The sequence below is a fragment of the Streptomyces sp. NPDC002520 genome (genome assembly GCF_053595235.1).
In genome coordinates this window covers 24,080-45,405 of record NZ_JBSFXG010000009.1, presented here as the reverse complement: position 1 = coordinate 45,405, position 21,326 = coordinate 24,080, and the positions used below count along the sequence as shown (strand labels likewise).

22 protein-coding genes and 1 pseudogene are annotated in these 21,326 nt (G+C 71.6%); 8 read left to right on the top strand and 15 right to left on the bottom strand.

The annotated features are described in order from the left end of the window. Window positions 1-18 precede the first annotated feature (18 nt). Entirely contained in the window at window positions 19-651 is a 633-nt protein-coding gene (locus tag ACWD5D_RS15215) for a sulfite oxidase-like oxidoreductase (RefSeq protein ID WP_451373146.1), read from the bottom strand. A gap of 175 nt (window positions 652-826) precedes the next feature. Here ACWD5D_RS15215 and bfr point away from each other — a divergent pair, with 175 nt between their 5' ends. Next, window positions 827-1,306 carry a bacterioferritin gene (gene bfr, locus ACWD5D_RS15210; RefSeq protein WP_451373145.1) on the top strand — a complete coding sequence of 160 codons (480 nt, stop codon included), beginning with the start codon at window positions 827-829 and terminating at the stop codon, window positions 1,304-1,306. Here bfr and ACWD5D_RS15205 read toward each other — a convergent pair. Next, window positions 1,303-1,545 (bottom strand): (2Fe-2S)-binding protein, encoded by a 243-nt coding sequence (locus ACWD5D_RS15205; RefSeq protein ID WP_451373144.1) that lies wholly within the window; start codon window positions 1,543-1,545, stop codon window positions 1,303-1,305. The genes bfr and ACWD5D_RS15205 overlap by 4 nt on opposite strands. Before the next feature lie 157 nt (window positions 1,546-1,702). Next, on the bottom strand, window positions 1,703-3,055 hold the full coding sequence (locus ACWD5D_RS15200) for a class II 3-deoxy-7-phosphoheptulonate synthase (protein WP_451373143.1): 1,353 nt from the start codon (window positions 3,053-3,055) through the stop codon (window positions 1,703-1,705). 77 nt (window positions 3,056-3,132) lie between these two features. On the opposite strand from ACWD5D_RS15200, the gene ACWD5D_RS15195 reads away from it, so the two are divergent. The 3 genes from ACWD5D_RS15195 (at window position 3,133) to ACWD5D_RS15185 (ending at window position 5,931) form a co-directional block, all read left to right on the top strand. Continuing rightward, a complete protein-coding gene (locus ACWD5D_RS15195) occupies window positions 3,133-3,729 on the top strand; it encodes a HEAT repeat domain-containing protein (protein ID WP_451373142.1) in 597 nt (198 codons plus the stop codon). 78 nt (window positions 3,730-3,807) lie between these two features. Next, on the top strand, window positions 3,808-3,864 hold the full coding sequence (locus ACWD5D_RS15190; RefSeq protein WP_079050971.1) for a trp operon leader peptide: 57 nt from the start codon (window positions 3,808-3,810) through the stop codon (window positions 3,862-3,864). A gap of 99 nt (window positions 3,865-3,963) precedes the next feature. Beyond that, the gene (locus ACWD5D_RS15185) at window positions 3,964-5,931 is read left to right on the top strand and encodes an anthranilate synthase family protein (RefSeq protein WP_451373141.1); all 1,968 of its coding nucleotides are present in this window, start codon (window positions 3,964-3,966) and stop codon (window positions 5,929-5,931) included. A gap of 15 nt (window positions 5,932-5,946) precedes the next feature. Here ACWD5D_RS15185 and ACWD5D_RS15180 read toward each other — a convergent pair whose 3' ends face one another. From ACWD5D_RS15180 to ACWD5D_RS15165, 4 genes are all read right to left on the bottom strand, one after another. Further along, the gene (locus ACWD5D_RS15180) at window positions 5,947-6,975 is read right to left on the bottom strand and encodes a 6-phosphofructokinase (RefSeq protein ID WP_451373140.1); all 1,029 of its coding nucleotides are present in this window, start codon (window positions 6,973-6,975) and stop codon (window positions 5,947-5,949) included. A gap of 156 nt (window positions 6,976-7,131) precedes the next feature. Then, entirely contained in the window at window positions 7,132-7,809 is a 678-nt protein-coding gene (locus ACWD5D_RS15175) for a response regulator (protein ID WP_451373139.1), read from the bottom strand. Next, on the bottom strand, window positions 7,806-9,029 hold the full coding sequence (macS, locus tag ACWD5D_RS15170) for a MacS family sensor histidine kinase (protein WP_451373138.1): 1,224 nt from the start codon (window positions 9,027-9,029) through the stop codon (window positions 7,806-7,808). The genes ACWD5D_RS15175 and macS overlap by 4 nt, the downstream gene beginning before the upstream one ends. 48 nt (window positions 9,030-9,077) lie before the next feature. Then, window positions 9,078-9,866, bottom strand: a complete 789-nt coding sequence (locus ACWD5D_RS15165) for a lysophospholipid acyltransferase family protein (RefSeq protein WP_451373333.1) — start codon at window positions 9,864-9,866, stop codon at window positions 9,078-9,080. A 150-nt stretch (window positions 9,867-10,016) separates the two neighbouring features. On the opposite strand from ACWD5D_RS15165, the gene ACWD5D_RS15160 reads away from it, so the two are divergent. Both ACWD5D_RS15160 and ACWD5D_RS15155 read left to right on the top strand, forming a co-directional pair. Beyond that, a complete protein-coding gene (locus ACWD5D_RS15160; protein ID WP_451373137.1) occupies window positions 10,017-10,796 on the top strand; it encodes an alpha/beta hydrolase in 780 nt (259 codons plus the stop codon). Then, window positions 10,789-11,358, top strand: coding sequence for a hypothetical protein (locus tag ACWD5D_RS15155; protein ID WP_451373136.1), 570 nt, complete (start codon window positions 10,789-10,791; stop codon window positions 11,356-11,358). Before ACWD5D_RS15160 ends, ACWD5D_RS15155 begins: the two co-directional genes overlap by 8 nt. Before the next feature lie 6 nt (window positions 11,359-11,364). Here ACWD5D_RS15155 and ACWD5D_RS15150 read toward each other — a convergent pair whose 3' ends face one another. From ACWD5D_RS15150 to ACWD5D_RS15125, 6 genes are all read right to left on the bottom strand, one after another. Further along, window positions 11,365-12,111, bottom strand: coding sequence for an endonuclease/exonuclease/phosphatase family protein (locus ACWD5D_RS15150; protein ID WP_451373135.1), 747 nt, complete (start codon window positions 12,109-12,111; stop codon window positions 11,365-11,367). 116 nt (window positions 12,112-12,227) lie between these two features. Further along, window positions 12,228-13,181, bottom strand: a complete 954-nt coding sequence (locus tag ACWD5D_RS15145; protein ID WP_451373134.1) for an ROK family glucokinase — start codon at window positions 13,179-13,181, stop codon at window positions 12,228-12,230. A gap of 67 nt (window positions 13,182-13,248) precedes the next feature. Next, window positions 13,249-13,782 carry a DUF5304 domain-containing protein gene (locus ACWD5D_RS15140; RefSeq protein WP_451373133.1) on the bottom strand — a complete coding sequence of 178 codons (534 nt, stop codon included), beginning with the start codon at window positions 13,780-13,782 and terminating at the stop codon, window positions 13,249-13,251. Between the two features lie 57 nt (window positions 13,783-13,839). Further along, complete coding sequence (locus ACWD5D_RS15135; RefSeq protein ID WP_451373132.1) at window positions 13,840-15,009, bottom strand: ArsA family ATPase; 1,170 nt, start codon at window positions 15,007-15,009, stop codon at window positions 13,840-13,842. A 43-nt stretch (window positions 15,010-15,052) separates the two neighbouring features. Further along, window positions 15,053-15,493: an SRPBCC family protein gene (locus ACWD5D_RS15130; RefSeq protein ID WP_451373131.1), complete on the bottom strand. Its 441-nt coding sequence runs from the start codon at window positions 15,491-15,493 to the stop codon at window positions 15,053-15,055. Window positions 15,494-15,642: 149 nt separating this feature from the next. Next, window positions 15,643-16,440 carry a metallophosphoesterase family protein gene (locus tag ACWD5D_RS15125; protein WP_451373130.1) on the bottom strand — a complete coding sequence of 266 codons (798 nt, stop codon included), beginning with the start codon at window positions 16,438-16,440 and terminating at the stop codon, window positions 15,643-15,645. 308 nt (window positions 16,441-16,748) lie between these two features. On the opposite strand from ACWD5D_RS15125, the gene ACWD5D_RS15120 reads away from it, so the two are divergent. Further along, the gene (locus ACWD5D_RS15120; protein WP_451373129.1) at window positions 16,749-18,545 is read left to right on the top strand and encodes an AMP-dependent synthetase/ligase; all 1,797 of its coding nucleotides are present in this window, start codon (window positions 16,749-16,751) and stop codon (window positions 18,543-18,545) included. Window positions 18,546-18,573: 28 nt separating this feature from the next. On the opposite strand, the pseudogene ACWD5D_RS15115 reads toward ACWD5D_RS15120, so the two are convergent. After that, window positions 18,574-18,765 (bottom strand): annotated as a pseudogene (locus ACWD5D_RS15115) (GMC oxidoreductase); the annotation flags it as partial. Window positions 18,766-18,813: 48 nt separating this feature from the next. Next, window positions 18,814-19,956 (bottom strand): glycosyltransferase family 4 protein, encoded by a 1,143-nt coding sequence (locus ACWD5D_RS15110; RefSeq protein ID WP_451373128.1) that lies wholly within the window; start codon window positions 19,954-19,956, stop codon window positions 18,814-18,816. Window positions 19,957-20,077: 121 nt separating this feature from the next. On the opposite strand from ACWD5D_RS15110, the gene ACWD5D_RS15105 reads away from it, so the two are divergent. Further along, window positions 20,078-21,313: a glycosyltransferase 87 family protein gene (locus ACWD5D_RS15105; RefSeq protein WP_451373127.1), complete on the top strand. Its 1,236-nt coding sequence runs from the start codon at window positions 20,078-20,080 to the stop codon at window positions 21,311-21,313. Window positions 21,314-21,326: the final 13 nt, after the last annotated feature.

Genomic DNA, 21,326 nt, shown 5'->3' with positions numbered 1-21,326 from the left:
CCGGCACACCAGGAGAGTTCAGAGCTCGGGGCCGTCCCCGGGCTCTTCCTGGTAGGAGTAGCGCTGTTCCTGCCAGGGGTCGCCGATGTTGTGGTAGCCGCGCTCCTCCCAGAAGCCGCGGCGGTCGACGGTCATGTACTCCACGCCGCGCACCCACTTCGGGCCCTTCCAGGCGTACAGGTGGGGGACGACCAGACGGACCGGGAAGCCGTGCTCGGCGGTGAGGAGTTCGCCGTCCTTGTGGGTGGCGAAGATGGTGCGGTCGGAGGCGAAGTCCGACAGGCGCAGGTTCGAGCTGAATCCGTACTCGGCCCACACCATCACATGGGTGACGTCCGGCGCCGGCGGGGCCAGGTCCAGGATCGAGCGGGCCGGGATCCCGCCCCACTCCGCGCCGAGCATGCTGAACTTCGTGACGCAGTGCAGGTCGGACACCACGGTGGTGTACGGCAGGGCCGTGAACTCCTCGTGGTTCCAGGTGTGCTTGTCACCGTCGGCGGTGGCGCCGAAGACCCTGAATTCCCAGCGCTCGGGCCGGAATTTCGGGACGGGTCCGTAGTGCATGACCGGCCAGCCGCGCTGAAGTCGCTGCCCCGGCGGAAGTTCGGACCCCACCCCTGCCCCAGACGCGCGCTCCACCGGATGACCCATGTATCCATCCTGACAGACCTTGGGCAGTGCCCTTGACCACCGATCCGCGAAGCGGACAACCGCCATCAAGGCCGCATGTACTTACTAAGTAGGCACTTACTGGACGATCTTCCCCGCCGGTGCAATCATGCGCCGCACACCTCCCCCGTCCCTCCGTGTGGAAGGAGCCGCTGCGATGCAGGGCGACCCCGAGGTCATCGAGTTCCTCAACGAGCAGCTCACCGGCGAGCTGACCGCGATCAACCAGTACTTCCTGCACGCCAAGATGCAGGAGAACTTCGGCTGGACGAAGCTCGCCACGTACACCCGGCGCGAGTCGTTCGACGAGATGAAGCACGCCGAGGTGCTCACCGACCGCATCCTGTTCCTGGAAGGGCTGCCCAACTACCAGCGGCTGTTCCACGTGCGGGTGGGGCAGACCGTCAAGGAGATGTTCGAGGCCGACCGGCAGATCGAGGTGGAGGCGATCGACCGGCTCAAGCGGGGCGTCAAGGTGATGCGCGAGAAGGGTGACATCACGTCCGCGAACATCTTCGAGGACATCCTGGCCGACGAGGAGCATCACATCGACTACCTCGACACCCAGCTGGAACTGGTGGACAAGCTCGGCGAGGCGCTCTACATCGCACAGGTCATCGAGCAGCCGGAGAGCTAGGCCGCTTCGTCCAGGGCGGTGGGGCCGGGCAGCCCGGTGAGCACCGGCCCGCCCAGGTCGGTGAGCTCACGCCGGGGGCAGGCGCCGCGGCCCAGGAGCGCCTGGATGCGCCGCACGCACGACCCGCAGTCCGTGCCGGCCTTGCAGGCGGAGGCTATCTGGCGGGGGGTGCAGGCACCGTTCTCCGCATGCTTCTTGACCTGCGCCTCGGTGATGCCGAAGCAGCTGCAGACGTACACGCGGACTCACCTCCCGACGGGATCGCTCTCTTACTGCCATCCCCTTATCGGTGAGGCAAACCTAACCTTACCCGTCGTGGGGAGTCCACATAAGTGGCGTGGGGCGCGGATCTCGTGTGATCCGCGCCCCACCTTGCCTATCGGACTCCGTGACCGGTCACTGGTCCCGGTACATCTCGGCGACGAGGAACGCCAGGTCCAGCGACTGGCTGCGGTTGAGGCGCGGGTCGCAGGCCGTCTCGTAGCGCTGGTGCAGGTCGTCGACGAAGATCTCGTCGCCGCCGCCCACGCACTCGGTGACGTCGTCGCCGGTCAGCTCCACGTGGATGCCGCCCGGGTGGGTGCCGAGCCCCTTGTGGACCTCGAAGAAGCCCTTGACCTCGTCGAGCACGTCGTCGAAGCGGCGGGTCTTGTGACCGGAGGCCGCCTCGAAGGTGTTGCCGTGCATCGGGTCGGTCACCCAGGCCACCGTCGCGCCGGACGCCGTCACCTTCTCGACCAGCTCGGGGAGCTTGTCGCGGATCTTGTCGGCGCCCATGCGGACGATGAAGGTCAGCCGGCCCGGCTCCCGCTCGGGGTCGAGGCGGTCGATGTAGCGCAGCGCCTCCTCGGCCGTCGTGGACGGGCCGAGCTTGATGCCGATCGGGTTGCTGATCTTCGAGGCGAACTCGATGTGCGCACCGTCCATCTGCCGGGTGCGCTCACCGATCCACACCATGTGGCCGGAGACGTCGTACAGCTTGCCGGTGCGCGAGTCGACCCTGGTCAGGGCGGTCTCGTAGTCGAGCAGCAGCGCCTCGTGGGAGGCGAAGAACTCGACGGTCTTGAACTCCTCCGGCTCGGCGCCGCAGGCCCGCATGAAGTTCAGCGCGTTGTCGATCTCACGGGCGAGCTGCTCGTAGCGCTGGCCCGACGGGGACGACTTCACGAAGTCCTGGTTCCAGGCGTGCACCTGGCGCAGGTCGGCGTAGCCGCCGGTGGTGAAGGCGCGCACCAGGTTCAGCGTGGACGCCGAGGCGTGGTACATGCGCTTGAGGCGCTCCGGGTCCGGGACGCGGCTGGCCTCGGTGAAGTCGAAGCCGTTGACGGAGTCGCCGCGGTAGGTCGGGAGCGTCACGCCGTCGCGGGTCTCGGTCGGCTTGGAACGCGGCTTGGAGTACTGCCCCGCGATACGGCCCACCTTGACCACGGGCACGGAGGCCGCGTAGGTCAGGACGGCACCCATCTGGAGCAGCGTCTTCAGCTTGTTGCGGATGTGGTCCGCGGACACCCCGTCGAAGGCCTCGGCACAGTCGCCGCCCTGGAGAAGGAACGCCTCCCCCTTGGCGACGGCCGCCAGGCGGGCGCGCAGCTGGTCGCACTCGCCCGCGAAGACGAGCGGCGGATACGACTCGAGGTCCGCGATCGCTGCGCGCAGAGCCTCGACGTCGGGGTACTCGGGCTGCTGCGCCGCGGGCAGGTCTCGCCAGGTGTTGCCAGCGCTCGCGCTGGTCTTAGCGTTCACGGTCACGTCCTCAACATTACGGGGTGATGTCACGCCTCCCGACCCACGCCCAGCAAGTGAGACGACGGATACGCTCCTTGGACATGGGAACGGACGCTCACATGCTGCTCGAACAGTTGTCCGACCGCCACTCCCCGCGGCGGCGCGCGGCGGCGAAACGGCTGGGGCGGACCGGCGCCCCCGCGGCGGGCCCCGCCCTCCTCGGCGCACTGCGCGACGAGGTCGCGGATGCCCGGACCTGGGAGACGCAGTACGAGATGGCCCTCGCCCTCGGCCTGTGCGGCCACCGGGAGGCGCTGCCGTTCCTGCGTGAACTCGCCGGGCGCCCCTTCGCCGCGACGGCGGTGTACGTCGCCGTCGGCGAGTCCGTCGTCCGGCTCGCGGACGATCCGGCACGGGCCGTTGTGTGGTGTCTGGGGCAAGGGCCCGAGATGCTCGCCGACGGGGCGCTGCGGGGCATGGCCCGCCTGGGCCTCGTACCGGACGAGCCGGTGCGTGACGCGATCCTCGACTTCGTGGAGCGCACTCCCGGGGAGCACCACCTGCGGTACTGGCCGGCCGTCGCGGCGGCACGCTGGCCGGGCCGCCGGGCGCGGTCGTATCTGAAGAAGTGCGCCCGGGGGCCACGCGAGGACGTGGCGGAGGCCGCCCGCGTGTCGCTCGCGCGGGCGGCCGGGTGACGTTCAGTACTCGAGCCACCAGTTGGACGACCGCCCTGACCTCGATCCGTATCCGCATGGCTGGTGTAAGGTCGCCGCATGTTCGCGCACTCGAACCAGAACTGGTGGTGGACCGCTCGTCCGGCGGCCCACTGACTGCGCGTACCCACGACTTCGCGAAGGCCGCCCGAGGGGCGGCCTTCGGCGTTTGCGCCACCAGGGTCGTCCCTCCTCACGACAGACAGAAGAGGAACGATGGACCTCACACAACTCCTGCACGACGAGCGCCCGTTCGCCCTGCTGCGCCGTCGCACGCCGGGCCATGACGAGAACACCGTGGAGGTGCTCCTCGGCCCGGTCCGCACGTACGACCGTCTCGCCGACCTGCCGGGCCAAGGGCTGGCGCTGATCCCGTTCCGGCAGATCCGCGAGCGCGGCTTCGACGTCCGCGACGACGGCACCCCGCTGCTGGTGCTGACGCCCGAGGAGTCGTACGGGATCCCGCTCGACGAGGCCCTGCGGACGCTGCCCGGCCACGCGGTGCGGGTCGAGGGCGGGGGCTTCGACGTCGGGGACGAGGAGTACAGAGAGATCGTCGGCCGGGTACTGCGGGAGGAGATCGGCCGGGGCGAGGGCGCGAACTTCGTGATCCGGCGGACGTACGAGGGCGAGATCCCGGGCTTCGGCCGCGCCGACGCGCTGGCGCTGTTCCGGCGGCTGCTGGAGGGCGAGCGGGGCGCGTACTGGACGTTCGTGGTGCACACCGGAGATCAAAAAGGGCTCGAAGGGCCTTCCTCGGAAGGGCGGCGGTGGGAGACGGGTGGGCGGACCCTGGTCGGCGCGAGCCCCGAGGTGCATGTCCGCATGTCGAACAGGAGGGGCGAGCGCGAAGCGCTCTCGGTCGAGGGCGGTGGTGGGAGACGGGCGGGCGGGACCGTCGTCATGAACCCGATCAGCGGGACGTACCGCTATCCGGCCGAGGGGCCGACGCCCGAGCACCTGCTGGACTTCCTCGCCGACGGCAAGGAGATCGAGGAGCTGTCCATGGTCGTCGACGAGGAACTGAAGATGATGTGCACCGTCGGCGACATGGGCGGGGTGGTCGTCGGCCCGCGCCTGAAGGAGATGGCCCACCTCGCGCACACCGAGTACGAGCTGCGCGGGAAGTCCTCCATGGACGTGCGGGACGTGCTGCGGGAGACCATGTTCGCGGCGACCGTCACCGGGTCGCCGGTGCAGAACGCGTGCCGGGTCATCGAGCGCCACGAGGTCGGGGGCCGGGGCTACTACGCGGGCGCGCTCGCCCTGCTCGGCCAGGACTCCACAGGCGCCCAGAGCCTCGACTCCCCCATCCTCATCCGCACCGCCGACATCTCCGCCGACGGGCGGCTACGGGTCCCGGTCGGCGCGACGCTGGTGCGCGGCTCGGACCCGGCGGGCGAGGTGGCGGAGACCCACGCGAAGGCGGCGGGCGTCCTGGCGGCCCTCGGGGTGCGGCCCTCCCGGCCGCGCGAGGAGCGGGCGCGGCCCCGGCTGGCCGACGACCCCCGGGTGCGGGCCGCGCTGGACGGGCGGCGCTCGGCGCTGGCGCCGTTCTGGCTGCGGATGCAGGAGCGGGCCGAGGCGCTCGACGGGCACGCGCTGGTCGTCGACGCCGAGGACACCTTCACGGCGATGCTGGCGCACGTGCTGCGCTCGTCCGGCCTGGAGGTGACCGTACGGCGGTACGACGAACCGGGGCTGCGGGAGGCGGCGCTCGCGCACGAGGGCCCGCTGGTGCTCGGCCCCGGCCCGGGTGACCCCACGGACCTCGCCGACCCGAAGATGCGGTTCCTGCGGGACCTGACCGCCCGGGTGCTCAAGGAGCACCGGCACGGTGTCCTCGGGGTCTGCCTCGGGCACGAGCTGATCGCGGCGGAGCTGGGCCTGGAGATCGTGCGGAAGGAGGTGCCCTACCAGGGTGCGCAGACGCGGATCGACCTGTTCGGGCGGAGCGAGACCGTCGGCTTCTACAACAGCTTCGTGGCGCGCTGCGACGACGAGGCGGCGCACGAACTGGCCGCGCACGGGATCGAGGTGAGCCGGACCGCGGGCGGCGAGGTGCACGCGGTCCGCGGCCCCGGCTTCGGCGGGGTGCAGTTCCACCCGGAGTCGGTGCTGAGCCTGAACGGGGCCGCGGTCGTGCGGGAGCTGATGGGCCGGCTGCGCCGCACGACCGTGTAGCCGCCGTGGCGGCCGTCAGCCGAAGAACACCCCGACCTCCTCGTACAGCTTCGGGTCCACCGTCTTCAGCTTGGCGGTGGCCTCGGCGATCGGGACGCGGACGATGTCGGTGCCGCGCAGGGCGACCATCTTGCCGAAGTCGCCGTCGCGGACGCAGTCGATGGCGTGCAGGCCGAAGCGGGTGGCGAGCCAGCGGTCGAAGGCGCTGGGGGTGCCGCCGCGCTGGATGTGCCCGAGGACCGTGGTGCGGGCCTCCTTGCCGGTGCGCCGCTCGATCTCCTTGGCCAGCCACTCGCCGACGCCGGAGAGGCGCACGTGCCCGAAGGAGTCGAGCGACTGGTCCTTGAGGACCGCCTCGCCGTCCTTCGGCATGGCGCCCTCGGCGACGACGACGATCGGGGCGTACGACGCCTTGAAGCGGGAGGTGATCCAGGCGCACACCTGGTCGAGGTCGAAGCGCTGCTCGGGGATGAGGATGACGTTGGCGCCGCCGGCGAGGCCCGAGTGCAGGGCGATCCAGCCGGCGTGGCGGCCCATCACCTCGCAGACGAGGACCCGCATGTGGGACTCGGCGGTGGTGTGCAGCCGGTCGATGGCCTCGGTGGCGATGCCGACGGCGGTGTCGAAGCCGAAGGTGTAGTCGGTCGCGGACAGGTCGTTGTCGATGGTCTTGGGCACGCCGACGCAGGGCACGCCGTACTCGTCGGACAGCCGGGCGGCCACGCCCAGGGTGTCCTCGCCGCCGATCGCGACGAGCGCCTCGACCTCCTCCTTGGCCAGGTTGTCCTTGATCCGGCGGATGCCGCCCTCCACCTTGAGGGGGTTGGTCCGCGAGGATCCGAGAATGGTGCCGCCGCGGGGCAGAATGCCGCGCACCGCGGGGATGTCGAGACGCACGGTGTCACCCTCGAGGGGACCGCGCCAGCCGTCCCGGAAGCCGACGAAGTCGTAGCCGTACTCCTGGACGCCCTTGCGGACGATGCCCCGGATGACGGCGTTGAGCCCGGGGCAGTCGCCGCCTCCGGTCAGTACTCCGACCCGCATGGAAATATCCCTTCGCCGCGGTTGCCTGACGCTCAGTCACGGTAATGGTGATTCGCGTCACACAGCGATAGGCGGGAAGGGTGATTCCGGCGAGTGCCGTACGGGCGGTCGTTCCACTCCGCGGTGCCAGTCGTCCCGGTGCTCCCCGCCCGGGTGTCACTCGTCGTCGAGGCCGCGCTCGATCGCGTACCGCACCAGCTCGACCCTGTTGTGCAGCTGGAGCTTGCCGAGGGTGTTCTGGACGTGGTTCTGCACCGTGCGGTGGGAGATGACGAGGCGTTCGGCGATCTGCTTGTAGCTCAGGCCCTTGGCGACCAGGCGCAGCACCTCGGTCTCCCGTTCGGTGAGCCGGGGCGCGTCCGGCCGGTCGGTGTCGGGGGCGGGGACGGGCTCGGTGGCCAGGCGCCGGTACTCGCCGAGGACCAGGCCGGCGAGTCCGGGGGTGAACACCGGGTCGCCGACGGCGGTGCGGCGCACGGCTTCCAGGAGTTCCTCGGTGGAGGCCGACTTCAGCAGATAGCCGGTCGCGCCGGACTTCACCGCCTCCAGGACGTCGGCGTGCTCACCGCTCGCGGACAGCACGAGGACGCGCAACGCCGGGTTGTGGCCGACCAGTTCCCTGCACACCTGGACGCCGGGCTTGAGGGGCAGGTTGAGGTCCAGGACGAGGACGTCGGGGGCGGTGGCCCTGGCGCGGCGGACCGCCTGTTCGCCGTCCCCCGCGGTGGCGACCACCTCGAAGCCGGACTCGGCCAGGTCCCGGGCGACCGCGTCGCGCCACATGGGATGGTCGTCGACCACCATGACCTTGATCGGGTCCTGCCGCTGCGTCATCGCTTCTCCGCCTTCCCCCGCGCCCGGCGGGCGCCCTTCGGTACCTTCAGTTCCACTTCCGTGCCCTGCCCCGGGACGGAGATCAGCTCGGCGCTGCCGCCCAGGTCGCGCAGCCGCCCCCGGATCGACTGGGCCACACCGAGCCGTCCCTCGCGCTCGGCCTGGGCGAGCCGGCCCTCGGGGATGCCGGGGCCGTCGTCGCGGACGGTGACGACGATCTCGTCGGGCTCGTCCTCGACCAGGATCCAGACCCTGGCCTGCGCTCCGGCGTGTTCGCGCACATTGTCCAGGGCGGCCCCGACCGCCGCGGCCAGCTCGCGTGCCGCGGCCGGGGGCAGCGGCACCGGGGCGCCGGGCTCGGCGAGGCTGACCCGGGCGCCGGCGTAGGGGGCGAGCAGGGAGCGCAGGTCGACGGGGCCGTCGTCGTCCGGTTCCTCGACGACGTGGACGACCGCCCCGTCGGCCGCGTCCTGCGAGACCCGGGAGACCGGCAGCAGGCCGCCGGAGACCAGCGTGCGCAGGGCCACCTCCTGCTCCCCGGCGAGCCGGCCCAGCTCGGCCGCCTCGCCGCCGATGACCGCGCCGCGCCGCTGCACCATCGCCAGCACCTGGAGCACGCCGTCGTGGATGTCGCGGGCCAGCCGCTCCCGCTCACGGGTCGCGGCCTCGATCTCCAGGGCACGGGCGAGGGTGCGCTCGGAGGCGCGGGCGACCTCCACGACGTAGCCGATCGCGATGGCGGCCACCCAGACCAGGATCACGTTGTGCACGGTGTCGCGGGCGGGGTGGCCGCGCTCGACCAGGTTGACGGCGGCGACCGCCGTGGACGCGAAGGCGGCCCAGCGCCAGCCGCCCTTGAGGGCGAAGGCCAGCACCGAGCCGGCGGTCCATATGGACGGCAGGGTCGGGCCGCCGCTCGCGATCCGCTCGTGGTTGTCGGCGAGCGGGGTGAGCAGGATGCCGGTGAGGGCGAGGGTGAGGTCGGCGGCCAGGAAGCGCTTGGTGCAGCTCGCCTCGTTCGCCACCCGGGGCAGGGTGGCCAGCGTCCACACGGCCAGGACCGCGTAGTAGGCGACCGCGACCTCGGGGCGTGCGAAGTGGGAGTACGCGGTGGCGCACAGGCCGATGGCGTACAGCATCGTCAGGACGCGGTATCCGGCGAGCGCACGCCACAGCGGCAGCTCGACCGACATCCGCATGACCCGCTCGCGCCTGGCCACGACCGCCCCCCGATCCCCCGGACTCCCCCGCTGGGCGTCCGCCTGCCGCTACTCGGTCTTCTCGGTCTTCTCGGTGTTCTCGGTGTTCTCGGTGTTCTCGGTGTTCCCGGCCTTCTCTGCTTCCTTGGCGTTCTTGGCGGCCTTCGCCGCCTTGGCCGCCTCCGCGATCTGCCGCTTGGCGGCGGTCGCGTAGATGTCGACGTACTCCTGGCCGGAGAGCTTCATGATCTCGTACATGACCTCGTCGGTCACCGCTCGCAGCACGAACCGGTCGTGCTCCATGCCGTGGTAGCGGCTGAAGTCGAGCGGCTTGCCGATCCGGATGCCGGGCCGCATCAGCTTCGGCACCACCTTGCCGGGCGGCTGGATCTTCTCGGTGTCGATCATCGCGACCGGGATGACCGGCGCGCCGGTGGCGAGCGCCACGCGCGCGAGGCCGCCGGGCTTGCCCCGGTAGAGGCGGCCGTCGGGCGAGCGGGTGCCCTCCGGGTAGATGCCGAAGAGCTCACCGCGCTCCAGCACCTCTATGCCGCTCTTCACCGCCGCCTCGCCGGCGCCGCGCGCCCCGGAACGGTCCACCGGAAGCTGGCCGACGCCCTTGAAGAAGGCCGCGGTGAGACGGCCCTTCACACCGGGGGTGGTGAAGTACTCGGCCTTCGCGATGAAGGTGACCTTGCGGTCGAGGACCGCGGGCAGGAAGAACGAGTCCGAGAACGACAGATGATTGCTCGCCAGGATGGCGGCACCCTCGGCCGGAATGTTCTCCAGCCCCTCCACCCAGGGCCTGAAGGCGACCTTCAGCGGCCCTCCGATGGCGACCTTCATCGTGCCGTACAACACCCGCGTGCCTCCCGTTTCCGTCGTTCAGACCTTAACCCGGACCGCCGTCAATGACCCCGACGACCCTGGTCGGTGTCAGTGCGGTCGCGTACGGTGAAGCACATCCGCCAGTTCTTCACGCCTCTCTCAGGAACAGGAGACCCGAAGGTGCCGGTTCTTCCCGGAGCCGAGCCGTACCGCCACAAGGGCGGGGAGGTGGGTGTCCTCCTCTGTCACGGCTTCACCGGCTCGCCCCAGTCGCTGCGCCCCTGGGCGGAGCACCACGCGGCGCACGACCTGACCGTGTCGCTTCCTCTGCTGCCCGGACATGGCACCCGCTGGGAGGACATGCAGGTCACGGGCTGGCATGACTGGTACGCGGAGGTGGACCGCGCCCTGCGGCTGCTCTCCGACCGCTGTTCCAGGGTGTTCGTGGGAGGCCTGTCGATGGGCGGGGCGCTGGCCCTGCGGCTGGCGGCCGTGCACGGGGAGAAGGTCGCCGGTGTGGTGGTCGTCAACCCGGCGAACCGGGTGCACGGCCTGTCGGCGTACGCCCTTCCGGTGGCCCGGCACCTCGTACGGACGACGAAGGGCATCGCCAGCGACATCGCCAAGGGCGGCGCGGCGGAGCTGGGCTACGACCGGGTGCCGCTGCACGCGGCGCACTCCCTGCGGCACTTCCTGCGCCGGCTGGACGGCGAGCTGCCCCAGGTCACCCAGCCGTTGCTGCTGCTGCGCAGCGCGCAGGACCATGTGGTCCCGGCGGCCGACTCGGCCCGCGTGCTGAGCCGGGTGTCGTCCACGGACGTGACCGAGAGCGTGCTGGAACAGAGTTACCACGTCGCGACGTTGGACCACGATGCGGACCGGATCTTCGAGGAGAGCCTCGCCTTCATCGGCCGGGTCGCACCCACTCTCGGCAAGGAAGGGACGGCCGCAGTTGGCTGAGCACGACTCCGACCGCGAGGACCGCGAGCCGGACGACCACGAGGTGCCCTTCGACGAGGACGCCGCCTGGAAGGCGATCGTCGACGGGTACGGCGACGAGCCGCCGGATCCGCCGGGTGCCCGGCCGTTCCGGGCGGTCGAGGATCTCGCGCTGCTCGAGAAGGAGACCCCCGGCGAGGGCACCGACAGCTCCGAGGAACCACGGCCGGCCCGGCCGCTGGGCAGCTCGGTCTCGTTCGCGCCCGGCATAGGCCCGCGCGACTACAGCGTGGCGGAGCCGTCCGACGATGCCTCCGACGAGGACGCCGAGGACGACGAGGGCCACTTCGTGCCGCCCGAGCCGCCCCCGCTGCCGTCCACCGACACCACCGCCCGGTTCGCCTGGCTCGGGGTGGTCGGCGGGCCGCTCCTGCTTCTGCTGGCGGTGCTGCTCGGCTGGCAGATGACCTGGTGGCTGACGACCCTCGGCATCGGCGGGTTCCTCGGCGGGTTCGTGACGCTGGTGGCGCGGATGCGGACGGACGACGAGGACGGCGACCCCGGGCGCGGGGCGGTCGTCTGAGCCGCTCTAGCTCGCGGGCACTCTGAGGGCGGCCAGGACCGGCAGATGGTCCGTGGCCGCCCTCAGGTCTGCCTGGGTGATCCCGGGCTGGTCCAGGGGCACGCCGCAGCCGAGGACCTCGATGCCCTTGGTGGCGAAGACGGCGTCGATGCGCTGGTGCGGGTCGGCGGGCGTGGAGGTCTGTTCGCCGCCCCAGGGGGCCGTGGCCCGGCAGTCCTGGAGTGCGTCGGCGAGGAGACGGAACGAGGGGCCGTCGGGGCGCTCGTTGAGGTCGCCGCCGGCGACGGCATGCTCCACGCCCATGCCGGCGAGGCGGTCGAGGAGCATTCCGGCCTGGTCGTGACGCTCGTCCTTCCGCAGCGACAGATGGCAGCTGAGCGCGCCCACGCGGACCCTGCCGAAACGTACGACGGCGGTGGCGAAGCCGCGCCGGTGCAGGCCGGGGGTGAGCGGGAGGAGTACGTCCTCCGTGCGCTCGACCGTGGCTCGCAGGGAGCACAGGATCGCCGGTCCTGCCGCCGTGGCGCCTCCGGTGAGGATGACCATGCCGGAGGCGGCCGCGAGGCGGGCGAGTTTCTTGCGCCAGCGGAAGAAACGGGGGGCTTCCTGGACCAGGACCAGGTCCGGGGAGCAGGCGGTGATCACTCTGGCGAGGGCGGCGGGGTCGTCGCGCATCGAGCGGATGTTGTAGCTCAGGACGCGCAGGACGGCGGAACCGTCCGGCTCTGTACGGGAGTTGGGGAGCAGCTCCATGTGGATCACAGTACGCCCAATGGGGTCGGGCGCGGGGTCTGTGCGCGACTGCCACGTCGTCATACAGCCCCGCGCCCCTTGGGTCGGCGCAGTTGCCGTTCGTCAAGAAGGCGACGTCACATGATCGGGTCCGGCTCCCGCGCCAGGTCCGCCGCGCCCACCAGACCGGCCTTGTTGCCCAGTTGGGCCGCGATCACCTCGGCCACGGGGCGCCAGTTGCCGCCCACCAGCCAGCGCTTGTAGGACTTGCGGATGGGGTCGAGGACCAGTTCGCCCTCGTCGGAAAGGCCGCCGCCGACGATGAAGGCGGAGGGGTCGAAGAGGGAGGCCAGGTCGGCGAGGCCGGCGCCGGCCCAACGGGCCAGCTCGCGGTAGGAGTCGACGGCGACCGGGTCGCCCTGGCGGGCGGCCATGGAGATGTGCTTGCCCTCGATGCCCTCGGGGGTGCCGTCGCCCAGGGACAGCAGCAGTTCGGCGATCTCGGGGGTGGCCTTGGCGCGCTGCTTGGCGTAGCGGACCAGGGCCCGGCCGGAGGCGTACTGCTCCCAGCAGCCCTGCGAGCCGCAGCCGCACAGCAGGCCGTCCGGGACCATGCGGATGTGGCCGAACTCGGCGGCCACTCCGAAGTGTCCGCGGCGCAGCTTGTTGCCGATGATGATGCCGCCGCCGAGGCCGGTGCCGAGCGTGATGCAGATGACGTTGCGGTGGCCCTTGCCCGCGCCGAACTTGTACTCGCCCCAGGCGGCCGCGTTGGCGTCGTTCTCGACCACGACGGGGAGGCCCACGCGGGCCTCGACCTTCTCCTTCAGCGGCTCGTTGCGCCAGTCGATGTTGGGCGCGAAGTAGACGGTCGAGCGCTGCCGGTTCACGTAGCCGGCCGCACCGATGCCCACGCCGACGATCTCGTGCCCGGCACGGGCTCCCTCCACCGCCGAGGCGATGGCGTCCACGATGCCCTCGGGCGTGCCCGGGGTCGGCACCTTGAAGGTCGAGAGGATGTTGCCTTCCTCGTCGACCACGCCGGCCGCGATCTTCGTGCCGCCGATGTCGACGCCGATGGTGAGTCCCATGAATCCCTCAGTTCCGGTCGAGCCCCGCTACGGCCAACCGTACCCGAGGCCCTGCCGCACAACGGCTTCAGTCCAGGTCGATGCGCTCCCCCGGACCGGTGCCCTCGCCCGGATCTCGGCGGGGGCCGGGCCGGTCGTCGCCGGCGTCCTTCGGCCGGGTGGGACCGGCGGTCCAGCGGTGCTCGTGGGCCTCGACGGCGGAGCGGTAGGCGGCGAGCAGTTCGTTGCCGGCGGCGGCGAGGTGGTCGAAGACGTCGGGGTTGCGTTCTATGACGGGCTCGACGGCGGCCTTCGCCTGCTGGACGACCTGGCGCACCACCTGCTGGGCGGCGGGTCCTGCGACGGCTCCGAGCAGCGGGGACTGGAGGCCGGACAGCTTGTCGGCCACCGTGTCCACGAGCTTCTTCAGTTCCTCGGCGGCCGAGCCGGGGGGTGAGCCGTACTCGGCGCGGCGGCGGGCCTGCTCGGCGGCGAGGTCCTCGGCGCAGGCCGTGGCCCAGGCATCGGCGTCGGTCGCCTTCCCCCAGGTGTCCGACTCCGCTCCGGCAGGGGGGACCGCCACCTCGTCGTCGGGGTCGGGTACGGGGCGCTCTTCGCTCATGGCGGACTCCTGACTACGGTTCGCACCTTCGACGTTACCCGAACGGGGGTAGCCGGATCACCGCCCGGCGGGCCACAGCGCGGGGTCCGGGGCGAACCGGATCCGCAGTTCGCCCTCCCGCAGCCCGGCACCGGCGACGGTGCAGCGGCGCAGGGCGGACGGGAGCGGCACGATCCGGCGGAAGGGGCCGGCGGTGATCACCAGTTCGTCGCCGCGCCGGACCAGATCGAGGTCGTCCCGTATCGCGCCGGGCAGCGGGATGTGCCAGACCAGGTGGCCGTCGTCCACGAGCCGGTCGGTGACGGGCCACTCGACCGGGGCGGGCCCGGCGTTGACGCCGGGGACGGCGAGCGCCTCCAGGTCGTCGATGCCGTGGGGGTCGCGGCCGAGGTGCGCGACGGTGTGCACACGGTGGGTCCCGGCCCACTCGGCCAGGGCCTTGCGCTGCTGGGCGACCAGGCCCGCGAGCCAGGGGTCGGGCACGGTCTCGGGCAGCACCCGGTTGGCGACGAGGGCCTCGGTGCGCAGGCCGCGCAGGGCGAGGCCGAGGGTCGCGGTGCGCACGGCGTCGACGCCGGCCGGGCCGGGTTCGGCGACCAGGCGTACGGCGGTGTGCCGGTCGGTGAGGACTGCCTCGACGGCGGCCAGCTCGACGTCCCAGCGGGACGCGGTCTCGTACAGCCACTCGGCGGGCATGGGGACACCGGCCAGCCGGCCGAGGACGGGGCGCAGCGCGCGGGCCGCCTGCCGCTCGGGCGGGAGCAGTCGGCGCAGATAGCGGCGCAGTTCCTCGGGGAGGGCGAGCAGGGCGAGGGCGCCCGGGAGGGGCGGGAGGTCCACGACGAGCAGGTCGTAGCGCTCCGACAGCGCGGCGTCCCGCAGGGCGCGCAGGAAGGACAGTTCCTCGGCTCCGGGCAGCGGGGTGACTTCCTCACCGTCCAGTCGTGCGGCGCCCAGCAGGTCCAGGACGTTCGCCGCACGGTCCTGGAAGGCGGTGAGATCGTCCCGGAACCGCCGGGCCGCGTCCGGTCGCCAGACGCTCAGCCGCTCGCCGAATTCCCTCGGCTTCGCGCCCGTCGCACCGCCCAGCGCCGCACCCACGGTGTCCGTACGGTCGGCACTCAGCAAAAGCGTGCGGGTGCCCTCGCGGGCTGCTTCGACCGCCGTGGCGGCGGCCACCGTCGTACGACCGCTGCCGCCGGGGCCCGTGATCAGGATGGTGCGCATGAGGCTGAACGGTAACGGAGTCACGCGCACCGGGGAGCAGGGCCTACTGCCCCGACTCCACCCTCTTCTTCAGGCCGGCCAGAGCGCGGTCGATGATGACCTTCTCGGCCTTGCGCTTGATCATGCCCAGCATGGGGATCTTGACGTCGACGGTGAGCCGGTAGGTGACCTCGGTGGTGTCCGCGCCGGCCGGCTTCAGGATGTAGGAGCCGTCGAGGGAGCGCAGCATCTGGGACTTCACCAGCGTCCAGGACACCTCGTTGTCCCCGGTCCAGGTGTAGCCGAGGGTCTGGTCGTCCTTGATGGCCCCGGCGTCCATGACGAGGCGGACCTGCTCGGCGCGGCCCTGGCCGTCGGTCTTGAGGACCTCGGCCTCCTTGACCTCGCCGGTCCAGTCCGGGTAGCGCGCGAAGTCGGCGATCACCGCCATGACGTCGGCCGGAGCCGCCTCGATCGTGATGCTCGAACTGGTGTGTTCCGCCATCGCCGTGGCTCCTCCAGACGCGGACCTAAGAGTGTGCAGCGTGAAGGCTACCGCGCCACCGACCTGCCGCCTTCACCCCGTCTCCCCCGGTCCCTCCCCCGCTCTCTCCACCGGCCTCTTCCACACCGTCGCGTCCCCGCCGCGCGTACTCACCATTCGAGCGCCCACGGCTTGCCCGTACCGGCGAAGTGCCCCACGTTCACGCACTCGGTGGCGCCGATCCGCATCCGTGCGGCCAGCGGCTGGTGGACGTGCCCGAACAGTGAATACCGGGGCCTGGTGCGGCGGATCGCGTCCAGCAGGGCGCGGCTGCCCCGCTCGAAACGGCGCGCGACGGTGTCGTAGACGAGTTCCGGGACCTCCGGCGGGATGTGGGTGCACAGCACGTCGACCTCGCCGACGGCCTCGATCTTCGCCGCGTACTCCTCGTCGTCGATCTCGTACGGCGTCCGCATCGCCGTACGCAGGCCCCCGCCCACGAAGCCGAAGGTCCAGCCGGCGATCTCGACCCGCTCGCCGTCCAGGACGGTGGTGCCGGGTCCGGCGTACTCGCGCCACAGGGGCGGCATGTCGACATTGCCGTACGTGGCGTACGTCGGTGTCGGGAACGCGGCGAACAGCTCGGCGTACTGCCGGCGCACCGCCCCCTCGATGGCGGAGCGCCGGTCGGTGCCGATGCCCGCCCACAGCCGGGCACCGAACGCGCGCGCCTCCTCGAACCGGCGGGCGGTGCGCAGCTCGACGATGCGGTCGGCGTTGTCCTTGCCGAACAGATCGGGGAAAATGCCGCGCGAGTGGTCGGCGTAGTCGAGGAAGAGAACGAGGTCACCGAGGCAGATCAGGGCATCCGCACCCTCGCCGGCCCGGGCCAGGTCGCGGGCGTTTCCGTGCACGTCGCTGACCACGTGGACCCGGGTCCTGCGGCCGTCGATGGGTGTAGATGCCATGGTGATGAAGGGTAGGCCTGTGCGGTGTGCGTGAACAGTGGCGGACCGACCTGGGGTTACTGGCCGGTCGGTCAAGGGGTGGACTACTGTGCGCGAAGAACGCCAACCTGTGTGACGCAGCGAACATCTCGCCGGGACCCCCTGTCCCAGAAGCCATACCGACGGGTAACGTCCGGGCCGTCCAGTCGTGCTCTGGTTTTCAACATGCGCATTTCACATGTGGACCCCGGAGCACTTGCCCGAGCCTTGGACCGCACCGTCGCATCACACAGTGTCGTGGCGCCGGCGCCCTATGAGGAGCAGCAGTCTTGCGCGAGTTCAGCCTTCCGGCTTTGTACGAGGTCCCTGCCGACGGAAATCTGACCGACATCGTCCGCAGAAACGCCGCGCAGCACCCCGACGTCGCCGTCATCGCCCGCAAGGTCGGAGGCGCCTGGCAGGACGTCACGGCCCGGCAGTTCCTGGCCGAGGTGCACACCGCCGCCAAGGGTCTGATCGCCGCCGGTGTGCAGCCGGGCGACCGGATCGGCCTGATGTCCCGCACCCGCTACGAGTGGACGCTGCTGGACTTCGCCATCTGGTGCGCGGGCGCCGTCACCGTGCCGGTGTACGAGACCAGCTCGCCGGAGCAGGTCCAGTGGATCCTGTCCGACTCGGGCGCGACCGCGTGCGTCGTGGAGCTGGACACCCACGCGGCCGCCGTGGACGCGGTGCGCGAGACGCTGCCCGCGCTCAAGCACGTCTGGCAGATCGAGGCCGGCGGCCTGGAGGAGCTGGGCCGGCTCGGCCAGGACGTCTCGGACGCGACCGTGGAGGAGCGCGGCTCGCTCGCCAAGGCCGACGACGCGGCGACGATCGTCTACACGAGCGGTACGACCGGCCGTCCCAAGGGCTGTGTGCTCAGCCACCGCAGCTTCTTCGCCGAGTGCGGCAACATCGTCGAGCGACTGCGGCCGCTGTTCCGCACCGGCGAATGCTCCGTGCTCCTCTTCCTCCCGCTCGCACACGTCTTCGGGCGGCTCGTGCAGATCGCGCCGATGATGGCCCCGATCAAGCTCGGCTGTGTCCCGGACGTCAAGAACCTCACCGACGAACTGGCCGCCTTCCGGCCGACGCTGATCCTCGGTGTGCCGCGCGTCTTCGAGAAGGTCTACAACACCGCGCGGGCCAAGGCGCAGGCGGACGGCAAGGGCGCGATCTTCGACAAGGCGGCGGACACCGCGATCGCGTACAGCAAGGCGCTGGACACCCCGTCGGGCCCGCCCCTGGCGCTGAAGATCAAGCACAAGGTCTTCGACAAGCTGGTCTACAGCAAGCTGCGCGCCGTCCTCGGCGGCCGGGGTGAGTACGCCATCTCCGGCGGTGCCCCGCTGGGCGAGCGGCTCGGCCACTTCTACCGGGGCATCGGCTTCACGGTGCTGGAGGGCTACGGCCTGACCGAGTCCTGCGCGGCGACCGCGTTCAACCCGTGGGACCGGCAGAAGATCGGCACGGTCGGCCAGCCGCTGCCCGGTTCGGTGATCCGGATAGCGGACGACGGCGAGGTGCTGCTGCACGGCGAACACCTGTTCAAGGAGTACTGGAACAACCCGGCCGCGACCGCGGAGGCGCTGGCCGACGGCTGGTTCCACACCGGTGACATCGGCACCCTCGACGAGGACGGCTACCTGCGGATCACCGGCCGGAAGAAGGAGATCATCGTCACGGCGGGCGGCAAGAACGTGGCCCCGGCGGTGATCGAGGACCGGATCCGTGCGCACGCGCTGGTCGCGGAGTGCATGGTGGTGGGCGACGGGCGGCCGTTCGTGGGCGCGTTGGTCACCATCGACGAGGAGTTCCTGGGCCGTTGGGCGGCCGAGCACGGCAAGCCGGCGGGTTCCACCGCGGCGTCGCTGAAGGACGACCCGGATCTGAACGCTGCGATCCAGACGGCCGTCGACGACGGCAACGCCGCGGTGTCGAAGGCGGAATCGGTGCGGAAGTTCCGCATTCTGTCCTCCCAGTTCTCGGAGGAGTCGGGCCACCTCACCCCGTCGCTGAAGCTCAAGCGGAACGTGGTGGCGAAGGACTACGCGGACGACATCGAGGCGATCTACGCGAAGTAGTCCGCCCGCGCGGAGAGTTGAACGTGCGTCATGGCGCGGTGTCCTCGGCGAGGACCCGCGCCATCGTGCGTTCGGCGAGCGCGGTGATGGTGACGAAGGGGTTCACGCCGATCGAGCCGGGCACGAGCGAGCCGTCGGTGACGTAGAGCCTCGAGTACCCCTTCACCCGGCCGTAGTCGTCGGTCGCCTTCCCGAGGACGCAGCCGCCCAGCGGGTGGTGGCGGAGCCGCATATCGATACAGCCCCGCGCCCCTTTAGGTTCGCTGCGCTACAGCAAGTCTTTGAGCCGCTCCGCCAGCAGGTCCCAGCGCCAGCGTTCTTCGACCCACTGGCGGCCTCGCTCGCCCATCCTGCGGCGCAGGTCGGGGTCGGCCAGGAGGGGCACGATGCGGTCGGCGGCCTCTTCGGCGGAGCCGCCCCGCACGACCCAGCCCGTCTCGCCGTCCAGGACCGCGTCCGGCGCACCGCCCGAGTCGCCCGCGACGACCGGCAGCCCCGTGGCCGACGCCTCCAGGTAGACGATGCCGAGGCCCTCCACGTCCAGGCCGCCGCGGCGGGTGCGGCAGGGCATGGCGAAGACGTCGCCGGCGCCGTAGTGGGCGGGCAGCTCGGACCAGGGGACGGCGCCGGTGAAGCGGACCGAGGAGTCGACGCCTCTCTCGCGGGCCAGGCGGCGCAGGTCCTGTTCGTAGGGGCCGCCGCCGACGATCAGGAGCACGGCGTCCGGCTCGGCGGCCAGGATCCGGGGCATGGCCCGGATGAGGGTGTCCTGGCCCTTGCGCGGCACCAGACGGGAGACGCAGACGACGACCGGCCGGTCGGTGAGGCCGAGCCGCTCGCGCACCTCCTCGCCTCCGGAGCCGGGGTGGAAGACCTTCTCGTCGACCCCCGGCGGCAGCTGGACCATCCGCCCCGCCGCCCCGGGGCTCAGGGCCGTGGCGATGCGGGAGCGGGTGTACTCGCCGAGGTAGGTGATCGTGTCCGTGGACTCGCCGATCCGGCGCAGCAGCTGCCGGGCGGCGGGCAGCTGGGCCCAGCCGGCCTCGTGCCCGTGCGTCGTGGCGACCAGCCGCTCGGCGCCGGCCCTGCGCAGCGCGGGCGCCATCAGGCCGAGCGGTGCCGCCGCCCCGAACCACACCGAGGTGCAGCCGTGCTCGCGCAGCAGGGCGACCGCCCGTCGGGTCGCCCCCGGTGTGGGCAGCAGCATGGTCGTACGGTCGCGTACGACGGTGAACGGCTGCTCGGCGTCGAAGTCGGCCGTGGCCCGGACACCCTCCGGGGTGCGCTTCCAGGTGGAGGCGTGGACGACCAGCCGGTCGGGGTCCAGCCGCAGCGCCATGTTGTGCAGGAAGGCCTGGATGCCGCCGGGACGGGGCGGGAAGTCGTTGGTCACGACGAGCGTCTTGTGCATCGCCGCCGACCCTACCCAATCGGCCGTCCGGTGCCCCGCCCGGCCGGGTCCGCCTGCGGGTGCACAGCCGGGCAGGACATCATGAGTTCCGCGACGCGGTCATCGAACGGCAGGGGATCACGTGGAGACGAAGGGCCCCGGGCGGTCCCGGGCGTGGCTGCTCGCGACCTGGTGCGTGACCCGCGTGGCGCTGCTGCTCTTCGTGTTCCGGGTGTTCGCCTTCCCCGGTCCGGACGTCACCTCCGACGTGTCGGTGATCTACCAGGGCTGGTACGAGGTACTGCGCCAGGGCACGTTTCCGCTGGACGACGTGACCTGGCAGTACCCGCCGGTCGCCGCGCTCGCGATCCTCTCCCCCGGCCTCCTGCCGTTCCTCGACTACCCGCACGCCTTCTACGTCCTGGCCTTCCTCGCCGACCTGGCGGTGCTGGCGCTGCTGCGCCGCGCGGGCCGGCGACCCGGCGGGTCGGCGCGCGGCGCCTGGGTGTGGACGGTGGGCCCGGCCCTGCTCGGCCCGACGGTGTACGCCCGCTACGACGTGATGGTGACCGCGGTGGCCGTGGCCGCGCTGCTCGCGGGGACGCGGCATCCGCGGGTGCTGGGGGCGCTGGCCGGGGTCGGGGCACTGCTGAAGGTGTGGCCGGCGCTGCTGCTGGCGGGTTCCTTCCGGCGCCGGGCGTGGTGGGCGGGGGTGGTGACCACGGCCGGGCTCGCGGCGCTGTTCGCGGTGTCCATGCCGGGTTCGTTCGCCTTCCTCACCTTCCAGCGGGAACGCGGCACCGAGGTGGAGTCGGTGGGCGCGCTGGTCTTCCATGTGGCCCGGCACTTCGGCTGGCGGGGCGAGGTGCTGCTGAACTACGGATCGATCGAGTTCCTCGGCCCGTACGTCGGGCTGGTCAGCACCGCCGCGCTGGCGCTGACCGGGCTCGCCTTCGGCTGGCTGCTGCTGTGGCGGCTGCGTGCCAGGCGGAGCGCCCCGCACACGCTCGCGGACGCGGCCTTCACGGCGGTGCTGCTGTTCACGGTCACCAGCAGGGTGATCAGCCCCCAGTACCTGGTGTGGCTGGTCGGGCTGGCCGCGGTGTGCCTGTGCCTGCGCGCGAGCCCGATGGGGGCGCCCGTGCTCATGGTGGTGGCGGCCTCGTTCGTGACGGTGCTGGAGTTCCCGCTCGGCTTCTCCCACGTGGTGGTGAGCGACGGGTACGGCATCACGCTGCTGCTCCTGCGCAACGGCCTGCTGGTCACCGCGGCCCTCTCGGCCTGCCGCCGCCTGTGGCGCTCCACCGTGCCTCGGGCCGCCACGGCTCCCTCCGCACCTCGGGCGGCCCCCACGAACGCGACGTCCGTCTCCTCCTGACGGGCGGGCCCTG